The following is a 20240-nucleotide window of genomic DNA, read 5'->3' as shown; positions in this document are numbered from 1 at the left end:
CTTCGCGCCTCAGTCCCAGCGGCCGGTGATGGCCGGGTACTCGTCGGCGGGCTGCGCGCAGATGGCGCGCACGCGCTCCTCGAAGGCCGCGATCTCGCCGCGCCCGTCGAGCACCGAGAAGCGCGTGGTGTAGCGGCGCTCGTCGCCGTGCTCGAGCCAGATCAGCTCGCCGCGCTCGCGCGCGAAGGGCTTGCCCAGCACGTGGTTGGTGCTCGGCTCGATGCCCATCGCGTACTGGCCGCGCTGGTAGTTCTGCCACTGGAACTGGCACGGGAACTCGTCGCGGTTGACCTCGACCGCGAGGCCGATGCCATGGCCGCCGTCGAAGCCCTCGTTGACCAGCGCGACCGGGATGCGCCCTTGCGCATCGGCCGCCATCGCATGCTCGTAAACCTGCTCATGGAAGTCCGACTGCGGCCCGGGCTGGGTGCGATAGCCCACCGATTGCCTGCGCAATGCATCGGCATGCGCGGCCCAGGGCGTGTGGCGGATCGGCGCGATGTAGCGGCTGCCCTCGTCGAGCACCGGATGGCCGGCGTTGACGTGGTAGCAGAACATGTGCGGCGTGCGGTAGAAGCCGTGGTTGACCACGCGGTCGTGCAGCGTGAAGCCATGCTCGCCCACGCGCGCCTCGATACGCCGCACCAGGTGCAGGTCCTCGCCGAACACGGCCGACTGCTGCACCACGCCTTCGCACCAGAGGATGCAGTCGTCGCCCTCCCAGCGCTCGCCGTAACCGGTGAGCCGCGCGGGAATGTTCGCGATGCGGCCGTGCAGGCCGCTGTCGACGCTCTGGCGCGGCGTGTAGTGGTAGTGGCCGGCCGGGTCGCTGTCCATGAACAGCGTGTGGTCGAGGCCGCAGGTCACGAGCAGGCCCGAGAAGGAACGCAGCCAGCCGAGGCCGCCCTCGTCGGCGTTCTCGTGCAGCCCCGGATGCCGGAAGCCCGTGGGCGATTGCCAGCCGATGGCGGCGCCGCGGTATTCGCAGGCGCCGACGTCCATCGCGCGGTCGACCAGCACCTGGAACGCGAAGCCGGTGCCGGTGCGGAACTCGAGGCAGCGGATGCCGCGTTCCACGCCGTCGCCCAGCGTCACCAGTCGCACGCCCGCGAACTGCGCGAGCGTGCCCGCGTGTTCGCGCAACTCGCGCCGGCTCCAGTGGCGGCCGTAGAGCTGGGTCACGCGCCGGCCTCCAGCAGCTTGTCGTCGAGGAAGCGCTTGGCGCGCGGCACGTCCGATTCGTCGAGGTGCTCGATGATGATCGGGATGTTCGGATGGTGCTGCGCGAGCCGCTTGAGGTAGAGGTCGTAGTTCAGTGCGCCCAGGCCCGGCGCCGGCAGCTCGATCTCGCCCACGCCGCGGAACTGGTGCGCCTCCGAGGCGTCGATGTCGGCGAACTTTTCGCTCTTGTCGTCGCCCGCGGCGCGCTTCACGTCCTTGGCATGCGCGATGCGGACCTTGTCGCCGAGCGCGTCGAACATCTGGTTCAGCACCTGGTCCATGCGGTCGATGTTGTGGGTCTCGAAGTAGTTGGTCGGGTCCATCAGCAGGCCCAGGCCCGGATGGTTGACGTCGGCGAACAGGCGCAGCGTCTCCTCGACCGAACCGATGATGTTGTTGACGTAGGTCTCGACCAGGAACACCGCGCCGTGGTCGTGCGCCTCCTGCGCGAGCTCGCGCACCACCTTCACGCAGTCGGCGTAGGCGCGCTCGCTCTTGTTGTCGGGATGCGAGGACCAGTCGCTGTCGGGGTTGACGGTGCCGGTCTCGCTGATCACGTAGGGCGCGCCGCAGTCGCGCGCATGGCGCAAGGTGGCCTTGAGGTAGTCGTTGCGGCGCTTGCGCTCGCCGGCGTCGGGGTGGACGATGTTCGTGTAGGCCGACACGCAGCTGATCGGCAGGTCGTGGCGGCGGAAGGTGTCGCGCACGCGGTGGCACTTCTCGCGCGTGATGGCCTCGGGCGTGGAGAAGTCGATGTCCTTGAACGCGAGGTCGAGCTGCACGGTGTTGAAGCCCTGCGCCTTGATGCGGCGCGCGGACTCCTCGAGGGCATAGGGGAAGTAGCCGCTGAAGATGCCGACTTGGATCATGGGTTGTCTCCGATGGTTTGTGGGTGGGGATGCGGGGAAAGCGCGCGGCTCAGACGCCGAACTCGGCCAGCGGCACGGCGCGCCGCTCGGCGAGCGAGCGGTAGCCGGCCTCGACCAGCGCCATGGTCTTCACGTTGTCGGCGACGTCGAGCATCGGCGCCTCGCCCTGGGCGAGCGCCCATTGCAGCTGCTCCATCACGCCCGCGAAGGCCTGCGGGAACCAGCGCGTGGACCAGCTCGGTTCGACCCATTGGCCGTCCGTGCCGTGGCGCGAGCTGTAGCGCAGCGTGCTCGGGCTGCCTTCGGGATAGTCGGGCCAGCCGATCGTGCCTTCGGCCACGCCCTCGGTGCCCTCGACGCGCCACTTGATGAAGATGCCGGCATCGAAGCCCTCGCCATGCGGGCCGGTCCAGACGTCCTCCATGCTGAGCGCCATCACGCCGCTGCGAAAGCGCAAGGTCGAGCAGACGATGCCGTCGCTGTGTTCGAAGCCGGTGCGCGGATCGGGGCGCGCGGCGGTGTAGATGTCCTCGGGCTCGCCGAACAGGAAGCGCAGCACGTCGAGGTGGTGCACGCTCATGTTGGCCAGCGTGAGGCGGCCGTAGCCGCGCAGGAACTCCTGCCAGTGCGGGATGGCGCGCATCTCGATGGTGGCGAGCACCGGCGTGCCGAGTTCGCCGCGATCGAGCAGTTGCTTGAGCACGCGCATCGACTGGTCGAAGCGCATGTTCTGGTTCACCGACAGCGGCTTGCCGGCCGCGCGCGCCTCCTCGGCCAGCGCGCGCGCCGTGTCCAGATCGAGCGCCAGCGGCTTCTGCGCGAGCACCGCCTTCACGTGCGGCTGCGCGAGCGCGAGGCGGATCAGCTCGGGCTGGCGGTCGGGCGGGAAGGCGATGTCGACGATCTGCACCTGCGGATCGCGGATCAGCGCTTCGGGCGTGTCATGCACCGTGGGGATGTTCCAGCGCTGCGCCACATCGGCCGCCTTGGAACGGGTGCGCGAGGCGATCGCCACCACGGGGAAGCCGGCCTCGCGGTAGGCCGCGAGCTGCACGTCCGCCATGATGAAGCCGGCGCCGATGGCACCGATGCGGAAATCGCGGCAGCGGATCGGGGCGTCGGGTTCGAAGCCGCGGGCATCGGCGGCTGGCGCGGCGGTCGCGCTCGTTGGGGTCATGGCTTGTCTCCTGTCCTGGGTCGAATCGAGGCAGTGCTTTGCTGCCTCGCAACCGAGGTTAAGGGACGCGGCGACCCGGACCAATCGACCGGGATGAGGTTTTTTGAGGCGAATCAGCGGGGCATCCCGCGACGCGTCAGGTGGCTTCGGCGTCGATGCCGAGGGCGAAGATGCCCGGCATGCCGATGAAGCCTGGGATCGACTTGACGCGGGCGATCCAGCGCCTGAGCGCGGGATAGCGCGTCAGCGCGATGCCGCCCTCGGGCGCGAGCGCGATGTAGGGGAAGCACGCGATGTCGGCGAGCGTGGGCGTGGCGCCGACCAGCCAGCCCTCCTCCGCGGCCTCGCGGTCGCCCAGGTGGTCCTCGATGTGCGCGAACAGCCTGTGCGCGGCCGCGCGGCAGGCCGGTGCGTCGAGGTCGTAGCCGAAGGCATCGTGCAGGCGCGCGGCCGAGGCGCTGCGCGTGATGTCCTCGGCCACGGTGAGCCACAGCATGACCCGGGCGCGGCGCTTCGGATCGGCGGGAAACCAGGTGCCGGCGCTGTCGTGGCGGCTCGCGAGGTAGACGAGGATGGCCTGCGCGTCACGCAGCACGAAGCCGTCGTCGTCGATCACCGGCAACTGGCCGAAGGGATTGAGCTCGAGGAACTCGGCCTGCTTGTGTTCGCGTCCGGGGTGGAAGTTGACCGGCACGCGTTCATGGGCGATGCCGAGCAAGGCCATGAAGAGCCGCAGCTTGTAGCAGTTGCCGGACAGCTGTTCGTTGTAGAGCCTGATCATCGCGCGCCCTCAGAGATCGAGCACCAGCGTCGCCGAGCGCGACCGCGAGACGCAGGGCAGCATCTGCATGTGGGACGCCTTCTCGCCCGCGCTCAGGTACTGGTCGCGGTGATCGGGCTCGCCGTCGATGACGGTGCACAGGCAGGTGCCGCACACGCCCTGCTCGCAACTGGTGTCGAGGTGGATGTCGATCGCGCGCAGTGCTTCGACGATGGTGGTATCGCTCGCCACCTGCACGCGGCGGCCGCTGCGTGCGAGTTCGACGGTGAAGGCGGGGCCGGTGGCCTCGACGGGCGTGGTGCGTCGGAAGTATTCGAAGTGCACGCGATCGGCGGGCCAATGGCGTTCTGCCGCGACGCGCTCGATGCATTGCATCAGCGGCGCGGGCCCGCAGGCGAAGGCATGCGCGTCGCCACCGGCTTGCAGTGCCTGCCGTACCTGGTCTTCGGTCTGCTGCGGCGACAGGCCCAGGTGCAGATGCAGGTTCGTGCCCAACAGTGCTTCGAGCTCGGCGCGGTACGCGGCATGCTCGGCCGAACGGCAGAAGTAGTGCAGGGCCGGCCGCTTTCCCCTTGCCGCGAGATCGCGCGCCATCGCGAGGATCGGCGTGATGCCGATGCCGCCCGCGATCAGCACCGCGTGTTCGATGCGCGGGTCGAGCCGGAAGTTGTTCTTGGGCAGCCCGATCTCGAGCTGCATGCCGGCCTGCACCGACTCGTGCAGGGCGATGGAACCGCCACGCGAATCGGCCTCGCGCTTGACGGCGATCGTGTAGCCCTCGTCGTCCTGGCCGCAGACCGAGTACTGGCGGATCTGGCCGTTCGGCAGGTGCACGTCGAGGTGCGAGCCCGCGGCGGCGCTCGGCAAGGGGCCGCGACGCGGCGAGCGCAGCCTGAACTCGACGATGTCCTGCGCCACGGTTCTTTTTTCCGCCACCTCCACGCTGAGCCGTGGCCGTGGCTCGGTGCCCTGCGCCTCGATGCCCCAGCGCAGATGGATGTCGCGCAGCCAGCGGCGGAAGGTGCTCGAGGCCGCGTCGGCGCGCGAAGGCACCTCGATGCGCGGATCGAGCGGCAGCTTCTTGTGGACGTGGTTCTCGAGGATCGGCTTGTCCTGCCCGAGGATGTTCTGCTGGAAAGCCATGATTTCGCCACTCGAGCTTTCGGCATCGAACAGGCTGATCGCGAAGTGCGCGATGCAGCGCTCTTCGTCGGTGGGCTGGATGAACAGGAAGATGATGTCGGCGAGCTCGGCCGAACGGCCCGCCGGATGCTTGTAGAGCATCGGCGAGAACGGGTTGACGACGCGGTAGACGTAGTCGACGTCCGCCCCGCCCTTCGCGTCCGCCGAGGCCAGCGGCTGGATGAACTTGCAGTCGCGTGCCCAGAGTTCCTGGCGGGCGTCGAGCTCGACCTCGTAGCCGCGCACTTCGGTCGCCTCTTCCGAGCCCAGGATGTGGGCATGGACGAAGGGGAAATGCGCCATGTCGAGGAAGTTCTCCACCACCCGCAGCGGACCGCTGTGGATGCCGAAGCCACCCATGTAGAGGAAGCGGCGCGCGGGGTTCGCGAAGGCCGCCAGTTCGAACAGCGGCCTGGGCTCGTCGCCGAGGCACAGCAGGACGAAGCCGCAGTGGTCGGTGGCGTGGCAAGGCCTCGTGGGTTCGGTTTCGAACCAGGCCTCGAGCGCGCCGTCGGGCCGGCGGCGCACGTGCAGGTCGTGGCCCAGCAGTCGGGCCCGCCGGCCCGTGCCGGGCACGAGGCCGAGGCTGTCGCCGATGGCGAGCCAGTCGGACGCGATCGCGGGGTCGATGGTGTCAGGCATGTTCGCTCTCCCTCGGGGCGTAGGTCGCGGCCGTCCATTGGGCGATGTGCGTCTTGATGCGTTCGATGGCCCGTTGCTTGTCGAGGCTCGATGAGCCGCGCGCGACGAGCAGGTGGACGATCGAGGTGCCGGGCAACAGCGGCTGGATCAGCAGGGCCGATGCACCCTCCTGCAAGACGCAAGTGCTCTGCCCTTGCAACCAGCCCGCGCGTTCGGCCTGCAGCGCGAAGGTGTCGGCATCGAGGTCGACCGTGAAGCTGCGCGACGGCACGAGGTCGTCGCCGAGGCGCGGCGGATAGCCGACCGGCATGCGCGCGAGGCTGGCCCAGACGATGCCGTCGCTCTCGCGGCTGAGGTAGGTGCGCGCGCAGGCGGCCGGCGGGCTCGCGTCCTTCGGCGAGGAAGGCACCGACACGCAGTGGCCGTCGCGGCCGTAGCGCCAGCCGTGGTAGCGGCAGACCAGTTCTTCCCCGACGACGAAGCCGAGGCTGAGCCGCACGCCGCGGTGCGGGCAGCGGTTCTCCCACACCTCCATCGCACCCGAGGCCGATCGCCAGAGGGCCAGTTCATGGCCGAGCAGCGTGGACTGCAGCACCTGCCCCGGCAGCAGGTTGCGCGAGAACTCCACGGGAAACCAGTCGGCGGAGCTTGCCGCCGTCGCGTCTGCGGTCTGGTTCATGGCCGGGCCTCAGCGCGGGATCGCGCCCTGGATGCCCTCGGCGAACCAGTTCATGCCGGCGATCTCCGAATCGGACAGCGCCGCACCCGGAGCCGCGCGCTGCTTGCCCGTGTTGTCCTTGAGCGGTCCGGCGAACACCTTGAGCTTGCCGGCCACGATGTCGGCGCGCGCCTGCTTCGCCATCTGGACCACCTCGGCCGGCACGCCGGGGTTCCAGTCCGCGAGGTTCACGCCGCCGTTGGCCAGGGTCGCGGCATAGGCCGTGCCCTTGAACCTGCCGTCGAGCGTGTCCTGCACGGCCTGGCGCAGGTAGGGCGTCCAGTCGTGCGTGAGCGAGGTCAGCAGCTTCTGCGGCGCGGACTTGCGGTGGTCGGAGAACATGCCGATCGACCAGACGCCCTTGGCCTCGGCCGCCTGCAGCACGGCCGGGTTGTCCTGGAAGCCCGAGCCGATGACGTCGGCGCCCTGCTGCATCAGCGTGTTGGCGGCGTCGCGCTCGCTGCCGGGGTTGAACCACTCGTTGACCCACACCACCGACACCTTGGCGGCCGGGTTGCTCTTCTGCGCGCCGAGCGCGAAGGCATTGATGGTCGAGACCACGTCGGGGATCGGCAGCGCGCCCACGTAGCCGAGCTTGTTCGACTTCGTGACCTTGCCCGCCACCAGGCCGGCCACATAGGCGGCCTCGTACCAGTGCGCGTTGTAGGTGCCGAAGTTGGCGGCCTGCCTGAAGCCGCTCGCGTGGACGAAGTTGACCTTCGGGTTCTCGGCGGCCGCCTTCAGGCCGTCGTTCATGTAGCCGAAGCTGCCGAGCACCATCAGCCCGGCGCCGTTGCCGACCAGCTCGCGGATCACGCGCGCGCCGTCGGGGCCGGCCTTCACGTCCTGCACCACCTGGGTCTTGATGCGGTTGCCGAATTCCTTCTCGAGCTGCTTGCGCGCGCTTTCGTGCACGGCCACCCAGCCGACGTCGGACACGGGGCTTTGATAGACGAAGCCGATCTGCAGCGGCTCGGCCGCGATTGCGGATGCAGCGCAGAAGAAGGCCGCGAAGGCTGCGACAGCCGGACGAAATTCGATCATGGGGCGTTGTCCTCGAGGGTGGTGGGGAGTCTGAATTCCGAGTCAGTACTCTATATCGGTATACCGATTCAGTCTAATTACAATCCCGGACCATGTCTACCAAGAACGAAGAGATCAGCGACAGCATCCGGGAAGCGGTTGCCGCCCATCGCCTGCTGCCGGGCACGCAGCTGCGCGAAGTGAGCCTGGGCAAGCTCTACGGCGTGAGCCGCACGGTGGTGCGGCAGGCGCTGCAGAGCCTGGCGCGCGAAGGGCTGGTGGATCTCACGCCCGGCAAGATCGCCTCGGTGGCCAAGCCCACGCCGAAGGAGGCGCGCGACACCTTCGATCTGCGCTGGGCGATCGAGCGCCACTCGCTGGAGAAGCTGTCGCAGGCCCATACCAGGAAGGACCTGGCGGCGCTGCGCGCGCACGTCAAGCAGGAGCGCGCGGCGCGCGTGGGCAACGACATGGAGGAGGTGCGCCGGCTCGGCGCGGGATTCCACGTGCTGCTCGCGCGGCTCGCGGGCAACGACCTGCTCGCGCAGACGCTCGATCAACTGGTCGGACGGATCGCGCTGATCCTGCTGCTTTACCAGCACGAATACGACAAGCACACCGAGTGCCTGCAGGACGAGCATGCGCAACTCATCGCCCTGATCGAAAGCGGCTCGACCGAAGAGGCGCTGGCCCTGCTGCGCAGCCACCTCCACACCGTGGAGGTCAGCCTGGGTGCCGATGCGCCCGACGACGAGGAAGCCGATCCGCACCTGAGCCGGGCCCTGCGCCGGCGCTGAGTGCGGCGCCGGGCCCGCGGTGGCTCAGGTGCCCGCCTTGGGCATGCCGGGGCGCAGCACGCGCGCGACCGACGACAGGATCGCCCGATGCCAGGGCGCGCGGCCCGCAGCCGCTTCTTCCTTGGGACGGGCCTCCCCGCATTGGCCCGGCGACGCCGGCGCGGCATCCGTCTGCGGATCGGAGAAAAACTGTGCGAGCCATTCGCACTCGGCACGTGCCATGAACTTGTCCATGCCTGATCCTCGGCTGTAACACTATTGAAATCATTTTAATAAGAATGATTCTTATTGGCGTGATTTCACACAAGCTTTACCTGGGATCGGGTCGACAGCGGGCGGCACAAAGAAAAGCGCCCCGCACGAGGCCGGGCGCGAAGCCTAAGTTGCTGTCACACACTAGGCGCCCAGCCGAGGGAGGAACGGCCGGACACAAGGATGTTCGACCCTGAAACAGTCGTCTCACGTCAGACGACACCGACATTTCTATGGGAGGCAGCGGTTTTTGGCATCCCATATGAAGAATCATGAGCAATTCTTCACGAATCTTTCAATGGCCTACACGCACTGCTGGCCAAAGGCTGACGCGTCTCTTACGGCCTGGCGTCGAACATGGCGTTGCTGTCACGCACCAGGGCGCCAAGAAGAGCAAGAAGAACCTCCCTCCGGGCCCGCAAGGGATGCACACCCGCTTCGGCGGGTGTTTTTTTTGGGGCGCCCGGCGTCCTCGTAACCCGTGTTCCTGGTCGCCGGCGTTACGGGCGTTACGTTCCCATCGAAACAAATCGGACGTGACGGGAACAAACTTGTGTCAAAAAGTGAGGAAAACTGCACAGCCTTGACGGCAGCTTTCGCCGGCGGCCCTTGTGCCTCCGCCGGGCCTGCCTAGCATGCAGTTAATGATTTTTAACAATTTCATCGCCGAGATCTTTCCGGGTGTGGAGACCGCCCAGATCCGCGTCCATTGGCGCTGGGATGTGCGCCACCACGAGGACGACGAGCATCACGATGGCGGCATGTGGGTGCCGGCCACGGCCGCGGCGCGGCGCGAGGCGCGCATCGTGTGCGAGGTGCAGAACGCGGTCTATGGCGCGGGCTCGCACTGGATCGAGGAGCGCGACCGCCCGACCTTCGCGTTGCCGCGGCCCCACCTGCGCCGTGCCTTCTCCGCGCGCGAGCTGATGATGTCCAAGTGCTCCCCATTTTCCGTGGGCAACTTTGTGGATAACTCAGGTACTGCGTTGTAAAAGCGATTTAAGTTGTTGTTTTCAAAGGGGAAACAACAGTCTGCTTAAAGTTTGTGCGGTGCACAGCTTTGTCTGGCAGGTTCCTGGCGCCATCTTTTCCCTGACGAACGCCCTCCACCGCTGAGGGCGCAAGCGCCGAATCCCTTCATCCTTTGGTATTCCCTCCGCCCGGTCGGCTTCGGCCCGGGAGCGCCGCGCATGGGCCCTCGCGTGCCCGCAACACCTCGACGAGCAGCATTTTCACGCCGCCAGCCATCGGCTTGCACCGTTTCGATTCGTCATATAGGATATATCCTGCATCCAAACCCAGACCATGACCGACATCGAAACCCTCTCCCCGGACACGGCGCTCCACAGCGCCGTCGGCAAGGCCGACACGGCACACCACCTGCATTCCCAGACCAACCTCCAGACCCATCGCAGCCGCGGCCCGCTCGTGATGGTGCGCGGCGAAGGCGCCTATGTGTTCGACGAGCACGGCCAGCGCTACCTCGAGGGCATGGCCGGCCTGTGGTGCGCCTCGCTGGGTTTCTCCGAGTCGCGGCTGGTGGACGCCGCGCTGCGCCAGATGCGCCGGCTGCCCTACTACCACACCTTCAATCACCGCTCGACCGACGTCGCCTCGCTGCTCGCGGCCAAGGTCGCGGCGCTGGCGCCGATGCGCGATGCACGCGTGTTCTTCGCCACCTCGGGGTCGGAGGCCAACGACAGCATGGTCAAGCTGGCCTGGAACTTCCACATCGCGCGCGGCGAGCCGGCGCGCCGCAAGATCCTCGCGCGCCAGCGCGGCTTCCATGGCTCGACGGTGATGGGCGCGAGCCTCTCGGGCCTGCCGAACATGCATGCCGCCTTCGGCCTGCCGATCCCCGGCATCGTGCGGCTCGAATGCCCTTCCGCCTACCGCCACGCCCTGCCCGGCGAGAGCGACGCGGCCTTCGTCGACCGGCTGGTGGCCGACCTGGAACACACCATCGAGCGCGAGGGCGCCGGCACCATCGCGGCCTTCATCGCCGAGCCGATCATCGGCGCCGGCGGCGTGCTGGTGCCGCCCGAGGGCTACTTCCCGCGCGTGCAGGCGGTGCTGCGGCGCCACGGCATCCTGATGCTGTCCGACGAGATCATCTGCGGCTTCGGCCGCACCGGCGAATGGTTCGGCGCGCAGTCCTTCGGCTTCGAGCCCGACATGATGGCCTGCGCCAAGGGGCTGTCGGCCGGCTACGCGCCGATCTCCTGCGTGGTGGTGGCGCCGCGGGTGTACGAGGTCATCGAGGCCGAGAGCGGCCGCACCGGCGGCTTCGGCCACGGCTTCACCTACTCGGGCCATCCGCTGGGCGCGGCCGTGGCACTCGAGGCGTTGTCGATCTACGAGCAGATGGACCTGCCGGCCCATGCCCGCCGCCTCGGCGAGCGGCTGCACGCGAGCCTGGCGCCGCTGGCCGCGCATCCGCTGGTCGGCGAGATCCGCGGCAAGGGCTTCATCGCGGGCATCGAGCTGGTGCGCAACCGCGACACGCGCGAGGCCTTCGATCCCGCGCAGGGCGTGGGCGCCCAGGTCGAGCAGGCCACGCGCGAGCGCGGCCTGATCGTGCGCAACATGGGCGACGTGATCGCGCTGAGCCCGCCCTACGTGCTCGACGAGGCCCAGGTCGAATGGATGGCGCGCACCCTCGGCGCCGCGCTCGACGCGGTGGCCGCGCGCGATCCCTGGAAGACACCCGCCGCGGCGCGAAAGGAAGCAGCGTGAACACCACGGCCGAACGTCCGCTGATCGAGCTGATCGGCGTCCAGAAGAGCTACGACGGCGAGCACCTCGTCATCCCCGACCTGAACCTGGCGATCCGCCGCGGCGAATTCCTCACCCTGCTGGGCGCCTCGGGCTCGGGCAAGACCACCACGCTGATGATGCTGGCGGGCTTCGAGAACCCGACGCGCGGGCGCATCCTCATGGATGGCCGGCCGATCCAGGACGTGCCGCCGCACAAGCGCGGCATCGGCATGGTGTTCCAGAACTACGCCCTGTTCCCCCACATGAGCGTGGCGCAGAACCTGGCCTATCCGCTCAAGATGCGCGGCATCTCGGGGCAGGCGCTGCGCGACAAGGTCGATCGCGCGATGCAACTGGTGCGGCTCGCGGGCATGGCCGAGCGCAAGCCGGGCCAGCTCTCGGGCGGCCAGCAGCAGCGCGTGGCGCTGGCGCGCGCGCTGGTGTTCGACCCCGAGCTGGTGCTGATGGACGAGCCCCTCGGCGCGCTCGACAAGAACCTGCGCGAGCACATGCAGTACGAGATCAAGCAGATCCACCGCGAGCTGGGCGTGACGGTGGTCTACGTCACGCACGACCAGGGCGAGGCCCTGACGATGTCCGACCGGGTCGCGGTCTTCCACGACGGCCGCATCGAGCAGCTGGCGCCGCCGCGCACCATCTACGACGCGCCCGCCACCGACTACATCGCCACCTTCATCGGCGAGAACAACCGGCTCGACGGCACGATCGAGGCCGCGGGCGTGCTGCAGTTGCGCGACGGCCTGCGGATCCCGCTGCCCGAGACCGGCCAGGGACAGGCAGCGCATCCGGCGGGCGCGGGCTGCGCGCTGGTGCGGCCCGAGTGCGTGCGGCTGGCCGACGGCCAGGGCGTGCAGGTCAGCGCCGAGGTGGTCGACCTGGTCTACCTGGGCGACCACACGCGGCTGATCGCGCGGCTGCGCAACGGCGACCAGATCGTGGCCAAGCTCGGCCACGGCACGCTGCCCAGCGATACCGTGGTGGGCGCGGACGTCGCTCTGGGATGGCAATCCCGCGATATGCTCGTTTTCGCGCGACCCGCCTGAAAAGAACCCGTGAAACCCAAGATCAAACCCATCGACAAGACCAATCTCGCCGCGCGCGTGTACTCGGAGATGCGCGAATCGCTGATCGCCGGGCGCTTCATGCCCAGCGACCGGATCCGCATCAGCGAGGCGGCGCAGATGTTCGGCACCAGCGACACGCCGGTGCGCGAGGCACTGCTGCGGCTGGTCAGCGAGCATGCGCTCGAGATGGAGACGGCCAAGCAGATCATCGTGCCGCCGCTGAGCCTGGAGCGCTACATCGAGATCCGCACGGTGCGCGTGGCGCTCGAGAGCGCGGCGGTCGAGCAGGCCGCGCTCAAGGTCAGCGGCAAGGACGTGGCGGAGCTGGTGCGGATCAACAAGAAGTTCGCGCAGGCCGAGGCGGCGCACCATCCCGAGAACCAGCTGCGCTACAACCGCGAGTTCCATTTCGGCGTCTACGAGCACTGCGGCCTGCCGCGGCTCTTGTCGATGATCGAGAACATGTGGGCCTCGATGGGCCCGATCCTGCGCGCCTTCTACGAGAAGTCCGACGGTTCGTACGACCAGGGCTACGGCCAGCACGATGCGCTGCTCGACGCGCTCGCGCGCCGCGACCCGGCCGCCGCCGTGACGGCCATCCGGGCCGACCTGATGTCGGCCGGACCGAGCATCGAGCGCTTCCTCAAGGAATACGAGCAGAGCCTCGAGGCCGCCGAGGCCTGATCGGCCCGCGCGCTCAGCGCCAGGCGTCGAGGAACACCACCAGCGACGCTCCGACCACGGCGGGGTTGTAGCCACCTTCCTGCACCAGCACCGTCGGCAACTCCAGCGATGCCACCTGCCGGCCCATGCCGGCGAAACCCGTCTCGGTGAGCCGCAGTCCCGCGGCCGGGTCCGACTCGTGGGCGTCGAGGCCCAGCGACACCACCAGCGCCTGGGGCGCGAAGCGGTCGATGCGCTCGAGCGCGGACCAGAGCTGCAGCAGGTAGTCCGCGTCGCCCGTGCCCGCGGGCAGCGGCAGATTCAGCGTGTAGCCCTCGCCCTCCCCTTCGCCACGCTCATCGGCATGGCCTGCGAAGAACGGGTGGTAGTCGACCGGGTCGCGATGCAGCGAGACGAAGAGCACGTCGGCGCGGCGCCAGAAGATGTCCTGCGTGCCGTTGCCATGGTGCACGTCGAGATCGAGTACCGCGACGCGCGCGAAGCGCTGCCGCAGATGCTCGGCGGCGATCGCCGCGTTGTTGAGGTAGGTGCCGCCGCCGGCCATGTCGGCATAGGCATGGTGGCCGGGCGGCCGGCACAGCGCATAGGCGCAGCGCGCGCCGCGCAGCACGCGCTCGGCGGCCTCGACGGCCAGGTCCGCGGGGGCGCGCGCCGCCTCCCAGGTCGTGGGCCCGATCGGGGCCAGCTGGTCGTGGAAGTGGAAGGCCGCGCGGCCCTCGACCGAGCGCGGATAGCCGCCGCCGTGGCGCCGCATCGCGAACACGTTGGCATGCACCTCGGCCGTAGCACCCGGCAGCGCCGACCACTCGGCATGCGCGGTGGCCAGGAAGTCGAGATAGCGCGCATCGTGCACGCGCGCCAGCGGCGCCAGTCCGTGCGAGACCGTGCTGTCCTGCACCGTGAAGCCCGCCTCGCCGAGCGCGGCGCGCATCGCGTCGACGCGTTCGGACACGTCGCGCGAGGTGCGCCATCCGCCGCGCGCGCCCAGCAGCCCGGGGCGGTGCAGGGCATGCAGCGGCGTGTGCAGGATCTGCAACCCGCTGGCGTCAGCCGCCATCGCAGTGCCGTTCAGTTCGACACCCACTTCGCGAAGCGCTGCTGCAGCTCGTCGAGATGGTCGGCCCAGAAGGCGGTGTTCTGCAGCAGCGGCTGGTCGATGTTCTGCGGCGCGTTGGGCAGCTTGTCGAGCACGGCCTTCGAGAGCAGGGCCTGCGCCTTCGGATTGGCCGGGCCGTAGGGAATGGTCTCGGCAAAGAGCTTCTGCTGCGCCGGCGCGCTCATGTAGTCGATCAGCGCGAGCGCCTTGGCCTTGTTCGGGCTGCCCTTCACCACCACCCAGTCGGTCGGCCCGTAGACCTGGTTCTTCCACACCATGGCCAGCGAACGGCCTTCCTTGTTCGCGGCATCGATGCGGCCGTTGTAGGCCGAGGCCATCACCACCGCCCCCGAGGCCAGCCACTCGATAGGCTGCGCGCCGGCCTCCCACCACTGCACGTCCTTCTTGATCTGGTCGAGCTTGGCGAAGGCGCGGTCCTGGCCGGCCTTGGTCGCCAGCAGCTTGTAGACCTCGGCGGCCGGCACGCCGTCGGCCATCAGCGCGATCTCTAGCGTCTGCTTGGCCTGCTTGCGCAGCGCGCGCTTGCCGGGCCAGCGCTTGGTGTCCCAGAAGTCGGCCCACGACTTGGGGCCGTCGGGCAGCCGCTTGCTGTCGTAGCTGAGCACCTTGGCCCACAGCATGGCCGGCACGCCGCAGGGATTCATCAGCTCCCTGGGCAGGTCGCGCGTGGCGGGTGCCGCGCTGGCCCAGTCGATCTTCTCGAGCAGGCCCGAGTCGCAGCCGACCACCACGTCCTCCTCGTCCATCTGCACCAGGTCCCAGATCACGTTGCCCGACTCGACCATGGCCTTGACCTTGGTGAGGCCGACCACGTTGCTGTCCTCCACCAGCTTCTCGGACTTCGCGGTGGCATAGGGTTGCCAGTAGGCCTTGCGGAAGGACTCCTGCAGCGCGCCGCCGACGCTCACGACGGTCAGGTCGCGCGCAACGGTCCACGGGGCGGCGAAAGCGAGGCCGGCCAGGACGAGGCCGCGCAGGGAAAGCGAAAGGTTCATGGGAACTCCGGGAGAAAGGAACGGGGAGGAAAGAGAGAAACGGGCTCAGGCGCGCAGGCCGCCCGTGAAGCCGTCGAGGAAGTGCACGAGGTTGGCGCCGATGTGGTCGCAGTCGTAGCCGCCCTCCTGCACCATCACGCTCGGCATGCCGAGCCGGCCCAGGCGCTGGCCGATGCGGCGGAAACCCTCGGTCGTGACCTTGAGGCCCTTGAACGGATCGTGCTCGTGCGCATCGAGGCCCAGCGAGATCACCAGCGCGTCGGGGCTGTAGGCCGCGAGGCGGCGGCAGGCGTGCTCGAGCGCCACCAGGTAGGCGTCGTCGCCGGTCTCGGCCGGCAGCGGCAGGTTCAGGTTGTAGCCCAGCCCCGCGCCGGCGCCGCGCTCCTGCGCGTAACCGCAGAAGTACGGGTGGTAGTTCGCCGGGTCGCGGTGCAGCGAGACGAAATAGACGTCGGAGCGCTCGTAGAAGATGCCCTGCGTGCCGTTGCCGTGGTGCACGTCGATGTCGATCACGGCCACGCGGCGCCCATGGCGGCGCAGCAGCTGCGCGGCGATCGCGGCATTGTTGAGATAGCAGACGCCGCCGCCCCGCTCGCGGTAGGCATGGTGGCCGGGCGGCCGGCAGATCGCGTAGGCCGCCTTGGCGCCCTGCAGCACGCGCTGCGCGGCGTCGGCCGCGAGGTTGGCCGAGGCGAAGGCCGCGGCGGCCGTGCCCGGGCCGATCGGCGAGGCCAGGTCCTGCATGTGGTAGCCGGCCTGGCCCACCACGCGCTCGGGATAGCCGTGCTGCAGGCCCGGCACCGCGAACACGTTGGGCACGATCTCGGGCGCGGCACCCGGGATCTCGGACCAGCGGCTATGGCCGTCCTGCAGGAAGCACAGGTAGTCGGGCGTGTGCACGTCGGCGACCGGGCCCAGGCCATGCTCGGCGGCGGTCACGAGTTCGCAGCCGGCCTGCACGGCCGCGTCGCGCAGCTGCTCCGCGCGGTCGATGCGCTCCTGCGCGGGCGTGAAGCGGCCGGTGACGAAGAAGAACGAGGGCTCGTGCTCGCGGTGGATGGGGGTGTAGAGGACGGGAAGCATTGCGTGTGTCTTGCTGTCGAAGGAAGGAGCGTTCAGGCGCGCGCTGCGCCGGGCAGCGGCGGCGTGCGGTAGCCGGCGGTTTCGCCGCCGTCGACCGTGAGCACCGCGCCGTTGATGAAGCTGGCCTGCGCCGAGAGCAGCCAGCAGACCGTGTCGGCCACCTCGCCGGCCTCGCCGAGCCGGCCGGCGGGAATGCGCCGCGTGAGCGCGGCCAGGCGGTCGGCGTCGGCGATCACGCGCGCCATCATCCGCGTGGCGATCTGGCCGGGGCACACCGCGTTGAAACGCACGCGCTCGCCGAACTCCAGCGCCAGCGCCTGCGTGAGCGCGATCACGCCGCCCTTCGAGGCGCAGTAGGCCGCGAGCCCCTCCTCGCCGACCTTGCCGGCGATCGAGGCCACGTTGACGACGGCGCCGCGCGGCGACTTCTGCAGCGCCGGCAGCGCTTTCTGGCTGAACAGGAACACCGAGCGCATGTTGACCGCCATCAGCCGGTCCCAGTCGTCGACGCCCAGTTCGAGGAAGGCGCTGCGCGAACCGGCGCCCGCGTTGTTGACCAGCCCGTCTATGACCCCGCCGCCCAGCGCCTCGGCGCGCGCGACGACTTCGGCGACGGCCGCGGGGTCGGACGCATCCGCGGCCGCGAAATGGGCGCCGGTGTGCTGCGCCAGCGCCTCGCCGGCCGCGGTGTCGCGGCCGGTGAACAGCACCTGCTCGCCATGGCCGGCCAGTTGCGCGACGATGGCCGCGCCGATGCCATGGGTGCCTCCAGTGACGACGATCATGCGAGCTCCTTGCCGCCGCGCGCGGCGGCCACGTTTTCGTAGGGCACGGGGGTGTTGCGCGGGTCGTCCGCCGCGCGCTGCCAGTACATGCGCTGCAGCTGCTGCGTCAGCGGACCGACCTCGCCGTTGCCCACGCTGGCGCCGTCGAGCCGGGTCACGGGCATCACGCCGCCGGCGGTGCTGGTGATGAAGATCTCGTCGGCCTCGCGCAGCCGCTGCACGGGGATGTCGGCCAGTTCGCAGCCGATGCCGAGCTGGCGCGCGAGCTCGATCACGGTGCGCCGCGTCATGCCCTCGAACACGTTGCGCCGCGGCGTGAACAGCGCGCCGTCCTTGGCGCCGAAGATGTTGAAGCCCGCGCCCTCGGTCACGTTGCCTTGCGCATCGGGCAGCGCCGCGACCAGCGCGCCGCGGTCGTAGGCTTCGAAGATGCCCATGGTCAGGTCGAGCCAGTGGAAGTTCTTCACGCGCGTGTCGATCGCCGCGCTCGCGATGCGCTGCACCTGGCTGATCACCATCGCGAGCCCCGTGCGTTGTTGCGCCGGCGTGCCGATCCACACGAAGGGCTGCGAGAAGGCATAGAAGCGGTTCTGGCATTCGCGCGGATCGCGCGAGCCCGGCGGCGGCACGCCGCGCGTGCAGGTCATCTGCACGTAGGCGTCGCGCAGGCCGCTGAGCGCCACGCATTGCTCGAGGATGTGGCGCATCTCCTTCTTCGAGAGCGGCAGGCTCATGCGCAGCTCGCCCATCGACCACAGGAAGCGGTCGATGTGGTCGTCGAGCCGGAAGAAGCGGCCTTGCCAGACGTGGGCCACGTCGTAGGTGGCGTCGGAGCGCACGAAGCCGCGGTCGACGAGGGGGATGCGGGCGTCGCGCAGCGCGACGTACTGGCCGTCGACGTGGGCGACGCCGGCGGAGAAGTCTGGGTTCATGTGGAGCTTCCGGGGTCCTGGGGGCGTTGAACGGGGGCCGAGCGCTGGCTCAGCCAGGCCGACAGCGTGAGTGCCACCGCCGCGACGACCATCAGGAAGGTCGACATGGCGATGATCGAGGGGTCGATGGTGTCGCGGATGCCGTCGAACATCTGGCGCGGCAGCGTGCGCTGACCCGGACCGCCGATGAAGATGGCGACCACGACCTCGTCGAACGAGGTGATGAACGCGAACAGCGCGCCCGAGACGATGCCCGACATGACGATCGGCACCACCACGGTGAAGAAGGCGCGCACGGGCGAGGCGCCCAGGCTGTAGGCGGCGCGCAGCAAGCCCATGTCGAACTGCTGCAGCGTGGCCGTGACCGTGATGACGACGAAGGGAGTCGACAGCACCGCGTGCGCGATGACCAGCCCCGGCAGCGAGGCCGTGAGCCCGATGCGCGAGAACAGGAAGTACATGCCCAGGCCGGTGATCACGGGCGGCACGATCATCGGCGCCATCAGGAAGCCCAGCAGCGTGCGCCGCGCCGGCAGGTTGCGCCGCGCGAAGGCGAAGGCCGCGAGCGTGCCGAGCACGGTGGCGATCAAGGTCGAGCACACGCCGACCACGAGGCTGTTGCGCAGCGAATCGAGCCAGGGGCCGGGCGAGAACACGCGCTGGTACCACTGGGTCGAGAAGCCCGGCAGCGGGTAGGACAGGAAGGAGCCGGCGCTCAGCGAGATCGGCGTCATGGCGAGCAGCGGCAGCAGCAGGAAGCACACCATCAGCGCGCCGTACAGGTAGTGCACGGCGCCGGCGGCGCGGGCGAATTGGCGGTGGGTCATGCGAAGGGGTTCCCGTCTTTCACTTGATGCCCGCGAGCTGCTTCACGCCGAGCGTGGAAGCCGCCACCAGGTACACCGCCATCACGCAGGCCAGCAGCATCAGGCCGAGCGCCGAGGCCATGCCCCAGTTGACGGTGTTGTTGGCGTAGAAGGCGACGAAGTAGCCGAGCATCTGCTCGCGCGCGCTGCCGACCAGCGAGGGCGTGATGTAATAGCCCGCGGCCACGATGAAGGTCAGCAGGCCGCCGGCCGCCACGCCCGGCAGGCTCAGCGGCAGGTAGACGTGCAGGAAGCCGCGCACCGGGTGCGCGCCGAGCGAGGACGAGGCGCGCATCAGGTGCGGCGGAATGCCCTTGAGGCTGTTGTAGATCGGCAGCACGGCGAAGGGCAGCAGGATGTGCACCATCACGATGTAGAGGCCGGTGGCATTGAAGATCAGCGCGAGCGGCTGGTTCACGGCACCGATGGCCTGCAGCAGCGCATTGACCAGCCCGTTCTCCTGCAGCACCACGATCCAGGCCGTGGTGCGCGCGAGCAGCGAGGTCCAGAAGGGCAGCAGCACCGCCAGCATGATCGCGAAGGCGATAGGCTTCGGTGCCTTCACGAGCAGTGCCGCGAGCGGATAGCCGAGCAGCAGGCAGGCCAGCGTGACCGCGCCCGCGATCGAGAGCGTGCGCCAGAGGATGTCGAGGTAGATGCGCTGGTCGGGCTCGGCGCGCACGATGCGGCCCTCGTCGTTCTCCGCCATGTCGAGCGCGGCCAGCAGGTAGCGCCCGGTGTAGGGCGTGGCGGCGCGGCGCAGCGCGCTCCAGTAGGCCGACTCGCCCCAGCGCGGATCGACCTCGAGCAGCCAGGCCCTGGCATCGGGTGCGGCGGGCGCGTCGGTGCCGGCGCGGCGCGCGGTCTTCATCACGAGCGTGCGGTAGCCGCTGATCTCGTAGTTCATGCGACGGCCGAGCTCGCCGACGGCGCGCGTGCCCTGGGCCTGCGCCATGTCGGCGGCCAGCGCGGCGAAGGCGGGGTCGCCGGGCAGCGAAGCGGCCGCGGGCTGCCAGTCGGCCAGGACCTGCGCGGTGCGCGGCAGCGCCTCGCGCACCTCGGGGTTGTCGATGGCGCGATGGACCATCATCGCCAGCGGCAGCAGGAAGAAGACGGCGCCGTAGAGCAGCAGCGGCGCGACCAGCAGCAGCGACACCAGCCGCTGGCGCCGGCCTGCGCGGTGGGTCGAGCGCCTGAGGGCCGCGCCGGCACCCGCCGGCAGGGCGGGAACGGCGAGCGAGGCGGCGGAGGAACCGGTGGACATCGTCGCGGGC

The 20240-nt window shown here is 69.3% G+C and carries 20 protein-coding genes; 5 read left to right on the top strand and 15 right to left on the bottom strand.

The annotated features are described in order from the left end of the window. Positions 1–9: 9 nt before the first annotated feature. From ACEN9J_RS32070 to ACEN9J_RS32040, 7 genes are all read right to left on the bottom strand, one after another. A complete protein-coding gene (locus tag ACEN9J_RS32070; RefSeq protein WP_413765288.1) occupies positions 10–1182 on the bottom strand; it encodes an aldose 1-epimerase family protein in 1173 nt (390 codons plus the stop codon). Further along, positions 1179–2090: a sugar phosphate isomerase/epimerase family protein gene (locus ACEN9J_RS32065; RefSeq protein ID WP_413765287.1), complete on the bottom strand. Its 912-nt coding sequence runs from the start codon at positions 2088–2090 to the stop codon at positions 1179–1181. Before ACEN9J_RS32065 ends, ACEN9J_RS32070 begins: the two co-directional genes overlap by 4 nt. 49 nt (positions 2091–2139) lie before the next feature. Then, positions 2140–3267, bottom strand: coding sequence for a Gfo/Idh/MocA family protein (locus ACEN9J_RS32060; RefSeq protein WP_093345681.1), 1128 nt, complete (start codon positions 3265–3267; stop codon positions 2140–2142). 136 nt (positions 3268–3403) lie between these two features. Beyond that, positions 3404–4048 carry a glutathione S-transferase family protein gene (locus tag ACEN9J_RS32055; RefSeq protein WP_413765286.1) on the bottom strand — a complete coding sequence of 215 codons (645 nt, stop codon included), beginning with the start codon at positions 4046–4048 and terminating at the stop codon, positions 3404–3406. A gap of 9 nt (positions 4049–4057) precedes the next feature. Further along, positions 4058–5872 (bottom strand): 2Fe-2S iron-sulfur cluster-binding protein, encoded by a 1815-nt coding sequence (locus ACEN9J_RS32050; protein ID WP_413765285.1) that lies wholly within the window; start codon positions 5870–5872, stop codon positions 4058–4060. Next, the gene (locus tag ACEN9J_RS32045) at positions 5865–6551 is read right to left on the bottom strand and encodes a Rieske 2Fe-2S domain-containing protein (protein ID WP_413765284.1); all 687 of its coding nucleotides are present in this window, start codon (positions 6549–6551) and stop codon (positions 5865–5867) included. Before ACEN9J_RS32045 ends, ACEN9J_RS32050 begins: the two co-directional genes overlap by 8 nt. A gap of 9 nt (positions 6552–6560) precedes the next feature. Then, positions 6561–7634, bottom strand: coding sequence for a BMP family ABC transporter substrate-binding protein (locus tag ACEN9J_RS32040; RefSeq protein ID WP_413765283.1), 1074 nt, complete (start codon positions 7632–7634; stop codon positions 6561–6563). Positions 7635–7726: 92 nt separating this feature from the next. On the opposite strand from ACEN9J_RS32040, the gene ACEN9J_RS32035 reads away from it, so the two are divergent. Further along, complete coding sequence (locus tag ACEN9J_RS32035; RefSeq protein ID WP_057590053.1) at positions 7727–8410, top strand: GntR family transcriptional regulator; 684 nt, start codon at positions 7727–7729, stop codon at positions 8408–8410. Positions 8411–8434: 24 nt separating this feature from the next. Here the strand turns inward: ACEN9J_RS32035 and ACEN9J_RS32030 are convergent, their stop codons facing one another. Further along, positions 8435–8644, bottom strand: a complete 210-nt coding sequence (locus ACEN9J_RS32030) for a hypothetical protein (RefSeq protein ID WP_261214553.1) — start codon at positions 8642–8644, stop codon at positions 8435–8437. 653 nt (positions 8645–9297) lie between these two features. Here ACEN9J_RS32030 and ACEN9J_RS32025 point away from each other — a divergent pair. The 4 genes from ACEN9J_RS32025 (at position 9298) to ACEN9J_RS32010 (ending at position 13188) form a co-directional block, all read left to right on the top strand. Next, on the top strand, positions 9298–9654 hold the full coding sequence (locus ACEN9J_RS32025) for a hypothetical protein (protein WP_296783416.1): 357 nt from the start codon (positions 9298–9300) through the stop codon (positions 9652–9654). A 313-nt stretch (positions 9655–9967) separates the two neighbouring features. Beyond that, positions 9968–11398, top strand: coding sequence for an aminotransferase (locus tag ACEN9J_RS32020; RefSeq protein ID WP_261214556.1), 1431 nt, complete (start codon positions 9968–9970; stop codon positions 11396–11398). Further along, positions 11395–12483 (top strand): ABC transporter ATP-binding protein, encoded by a 1089-nt coding sequence (locus tag ACEN9J_RS32015; RefSeq protein ID WP_057590057.1) that lies wholly within the window; start codon positions 11395–11397, stop codon positions 12481–12483. The genes ACEN9J_RS32020 and ACEN9J_RS32015 overlap by 4 nt, the downstream gene beginning before the upstream one ends. A 9-nt stretch (positions 12484–12492) precedes the next feature. Continuing rightward, entirely contained in the window at positions 12493–13188 is a 696-nt protein-coding gene (locus ACEN9J_RS32010) for a GntR family transcriptional regulator (protein ID WP_261214560.1), read from the top strand. Positions 13189–13201: 13 nt separating this feature from the next. Here ACEN9J_RS32010 and ACEN9J_RS32005 read toward each other — a convergent pair whose 3' ends face one another. The 7 genes from ACEN9J_RS32005 to ACEN9J_RS31975 are packed head-to-tail and all read right to left on the bottom strand — an operon-like array spanning position 13202 to position 20230. Further along, positions 13202–14245: a histone deacetylase family protein gene (locus tag ACEN9J_RS32005; RefSeq protein WP_413765282.1), complete on the bottom strand. Its 1044-nt coding sequence runs from the start codon at positions 14243–14245 to the stop codon at positions 13202–13204. Between the two features lie 11 nt (positions 14246–14256). Further along, on the bottom strand, positions 14257–15300 hold the full coding sequence (locus tag ACEN9J_RS32000) for an ABC transporter substrate-binding protein (RefSeq protein WP_057590059.1): 1044 nt from the start codon (positions 15298–15300) through the stop codon (positions 14257–14259). 45 nt (positions 15301–15345) lie between these two features. Next, positions 15346–16383 carry a histone deacetylase family protein gene (locus tag ACEN9J_RS31995; RefSeq protein ID WP_057590060.1) on the bottom strand — a complete coding sequence of 346 codons (1038 nt, stop codon included), beginning with the start codon at positions 16381–16383 and terminating at the stop codon, positions 15346–15348. Positions 16384–16415: 32 nt separating this feature from the next. Further along, positions 16416–17168, bottom strand: a complete 753-nt coding sequence (locus ACEN9J_RS31990; protein WP_057590061.1) for an SDR family NAD(P)-dependent oxidoreductase — start codon at positions 17166–17168, stop codon at positions 16416–16418. Next, positions 17165–18100: an aminotransferase class IV gene (locus ACEN9J_RS31985; RefSeq protein ID WP_057590062.1), complete on the bottom strand. Its 936-nt coding sequence runs from the start codon at positions 18098–18100 to the stop codon at positions 17165–17167. The genes ACEN9J_RS31990 and ACEN9J_RS31985 overlap by 4 nt, the downstream gene beginning before the upstream one ends. After that, a complete protein-coding gene (locus ACEN9J_RS31980) occupies positions 18097–18927 on the bottom strand; it encodes an ABC transporter permease (protein WP_057590063.1) in 831 nt (276 codons plus the stop codon). The genes ACEN9J_RS31985 and ACEN9J_RS31980 overlap by 4 nt, the downstream gene beginning before the upstream one ends. 19 nt (positions 18928–18946) lie before the next feature. After that, positions 18947–20230: an ABC transporter permease gene (locus ACEN9J_RS31975; RefSeq protein WP_413765281.1), complete on the bottom strand. Its 1284-nt coding sequence runs from the start codon at positions 20228–20230 to the stop codon at positions 18947–18949. Positions 20231–20240: the final 10 nt, after the last annotated feature.

Origin of the sequence: Variovorax sp. Varisp41, from assembly GCF_047325085.1 — a bacterium.
In the GTDB taxonomy this organism is placed as follows: domain Bacteria; phylum Pseudomonadota; class Gammaproteobacteria; order Burkholderiales; family Burkholderiaceae_C; genus Variovorax.
The sequence above is the reverse complement of the archived record's forward strand: the minus strand, read 5'-3'. Positions and strand labels throughout refer to the sequence as shown.

What these genes read in the sequence shown, in the direction of transcription:
- ACEN9J_RS32020 (WP_261214556.1), top strand. Translation starts at nt 9,968, where the DNA reads ATGACCGACATCGAAACCCTCTCCCCGGACACGGCGCTCCACAGCGCC.
- ACEN9J_RS32005 (WP_413765282.1), bottom strand. Translation starts at nt 14,245, where the DNA reads ATGGCGGCTGACGCCAGCGGGTTGCAGATCCTGCACACGCCGCTGCAT.
- ACEN9J_RS32000 (WP_057590059.1), bottom strand. Translation starts at nt 15,300, where the DNA reads ATGAACCTTTCGCTTTCCCTGCGCGGCCTCGTCCTGGCCGGCCTCGCT.
- ACEN9J_RS31975 (WP_413765281.1), bottom strand. Translation starts at nt 20,230, where the DNA reads ATGTCCACCGGTTCCTCCGCCGCCTCGCTCGCCGTTCCCGCCCTGCCG.
- ACEN9J_RS32035 (WP_057590053.1), top strand. Translation starts at nt 7,727, where the DNA reads ATGTCTACCAAGAACGAAGAGATCAGCGACAGCATCCGGGAAGCGGTT.
- ACEN9J_RS32025 (WP_296783416.1), top strand. Translation starts at nt 9,298, where the DNA reads ATGCAGTTAATGATTTTTAACAATTTCATCGCCGAGATCTTTCCGGGT.
- ACEN9J_RS31985 (WP_057590062.1), bottom strand. Translation starts at nt 18,100, where the DNA reads ATGAACCCAGACTTCTCCGCCGGCGTCGCCCACGTCGACGGCCAGTAC.
- ACEN9J_RS31980 (WP_057590063.1), bottom strand. Translation starts at nt 18,927, where the DNA reads ATGACCCACCGCCAATTCGCCCGCGCCGCCGGCGCCGTGCACTACCTG.
- ACEN9J_RS32045 (WP_413765284.1), bottom strand. Translation starts at nt 6,551, where the DNA reads ATGAACCAGACCGCAGACGCGACGGCGGCAAGCTCCGCCGACTGGTTT.
- ACEN9J_RS32055 (WP_413765286.1), bottom strand. Translation starts at nt 4,048, where the DNA reads ATGATCAGGCTCTACAACGAACAGCTGTCCGGCAACTGCTACAAGCTG.
- ACEN9J_RS31995 (WP_057590060.1), bottom strand. Translation starts at nt 16,383, where the DNA reads ATGCTTCCCGTCCTCTACACCCCCATCCACCGCGAGCACGAGCCCTCG.
- ACEN9J_RS32060 (WP_093345681.1), bottom strand. Translation starts at nt 3,267, where the DNA reads ATGACCCCAACGAGCGCGACCGCCGCGCCAGCCGCCGATGCCCGCGGC.
- ACEN9J_RS32050 (WP_413765285.1), bottom strand. Translation starts at nt 5,872, where the DNA reads ATGCCTGACACCATCGACCCCGCGATCGCGTCCGACTGGCTCGCCATC.
- ACEN9J_RS32040 (WP_413765283.1), bottom strand. Translation starts at nt 7,634, where the DNA reads ATGATCGAATTTCGTCCGGCTGTCGCAGCCTTCGCGGCCTTCTTCTGC.
- ACEN9J_RS32065 (WP_413765287.1), bottom strand. Translation starts at nt 2,090, where the DNA reads ATGATCCAAGTCGGCATCTTCAGCGGCTACTTCCCCTATGCCCTCGAG.
- ACEN9J_RS31990 (WP_057590061.1), bottom strand. Translation starts at nt 17,168, where the DNA reads ATGATCGTCGTCACTGGAGGCACCCATGGCATCGGCGCGGCCATCGTC.
- ACEN9J_RS32030 (WP_261214553.1), bottom strand. Translation starts at nt 8,644, where the DNA reads ATGGACAAGTTCATGGCACGTGCCGAGTGCGAATGGCTCGCACAGTTT.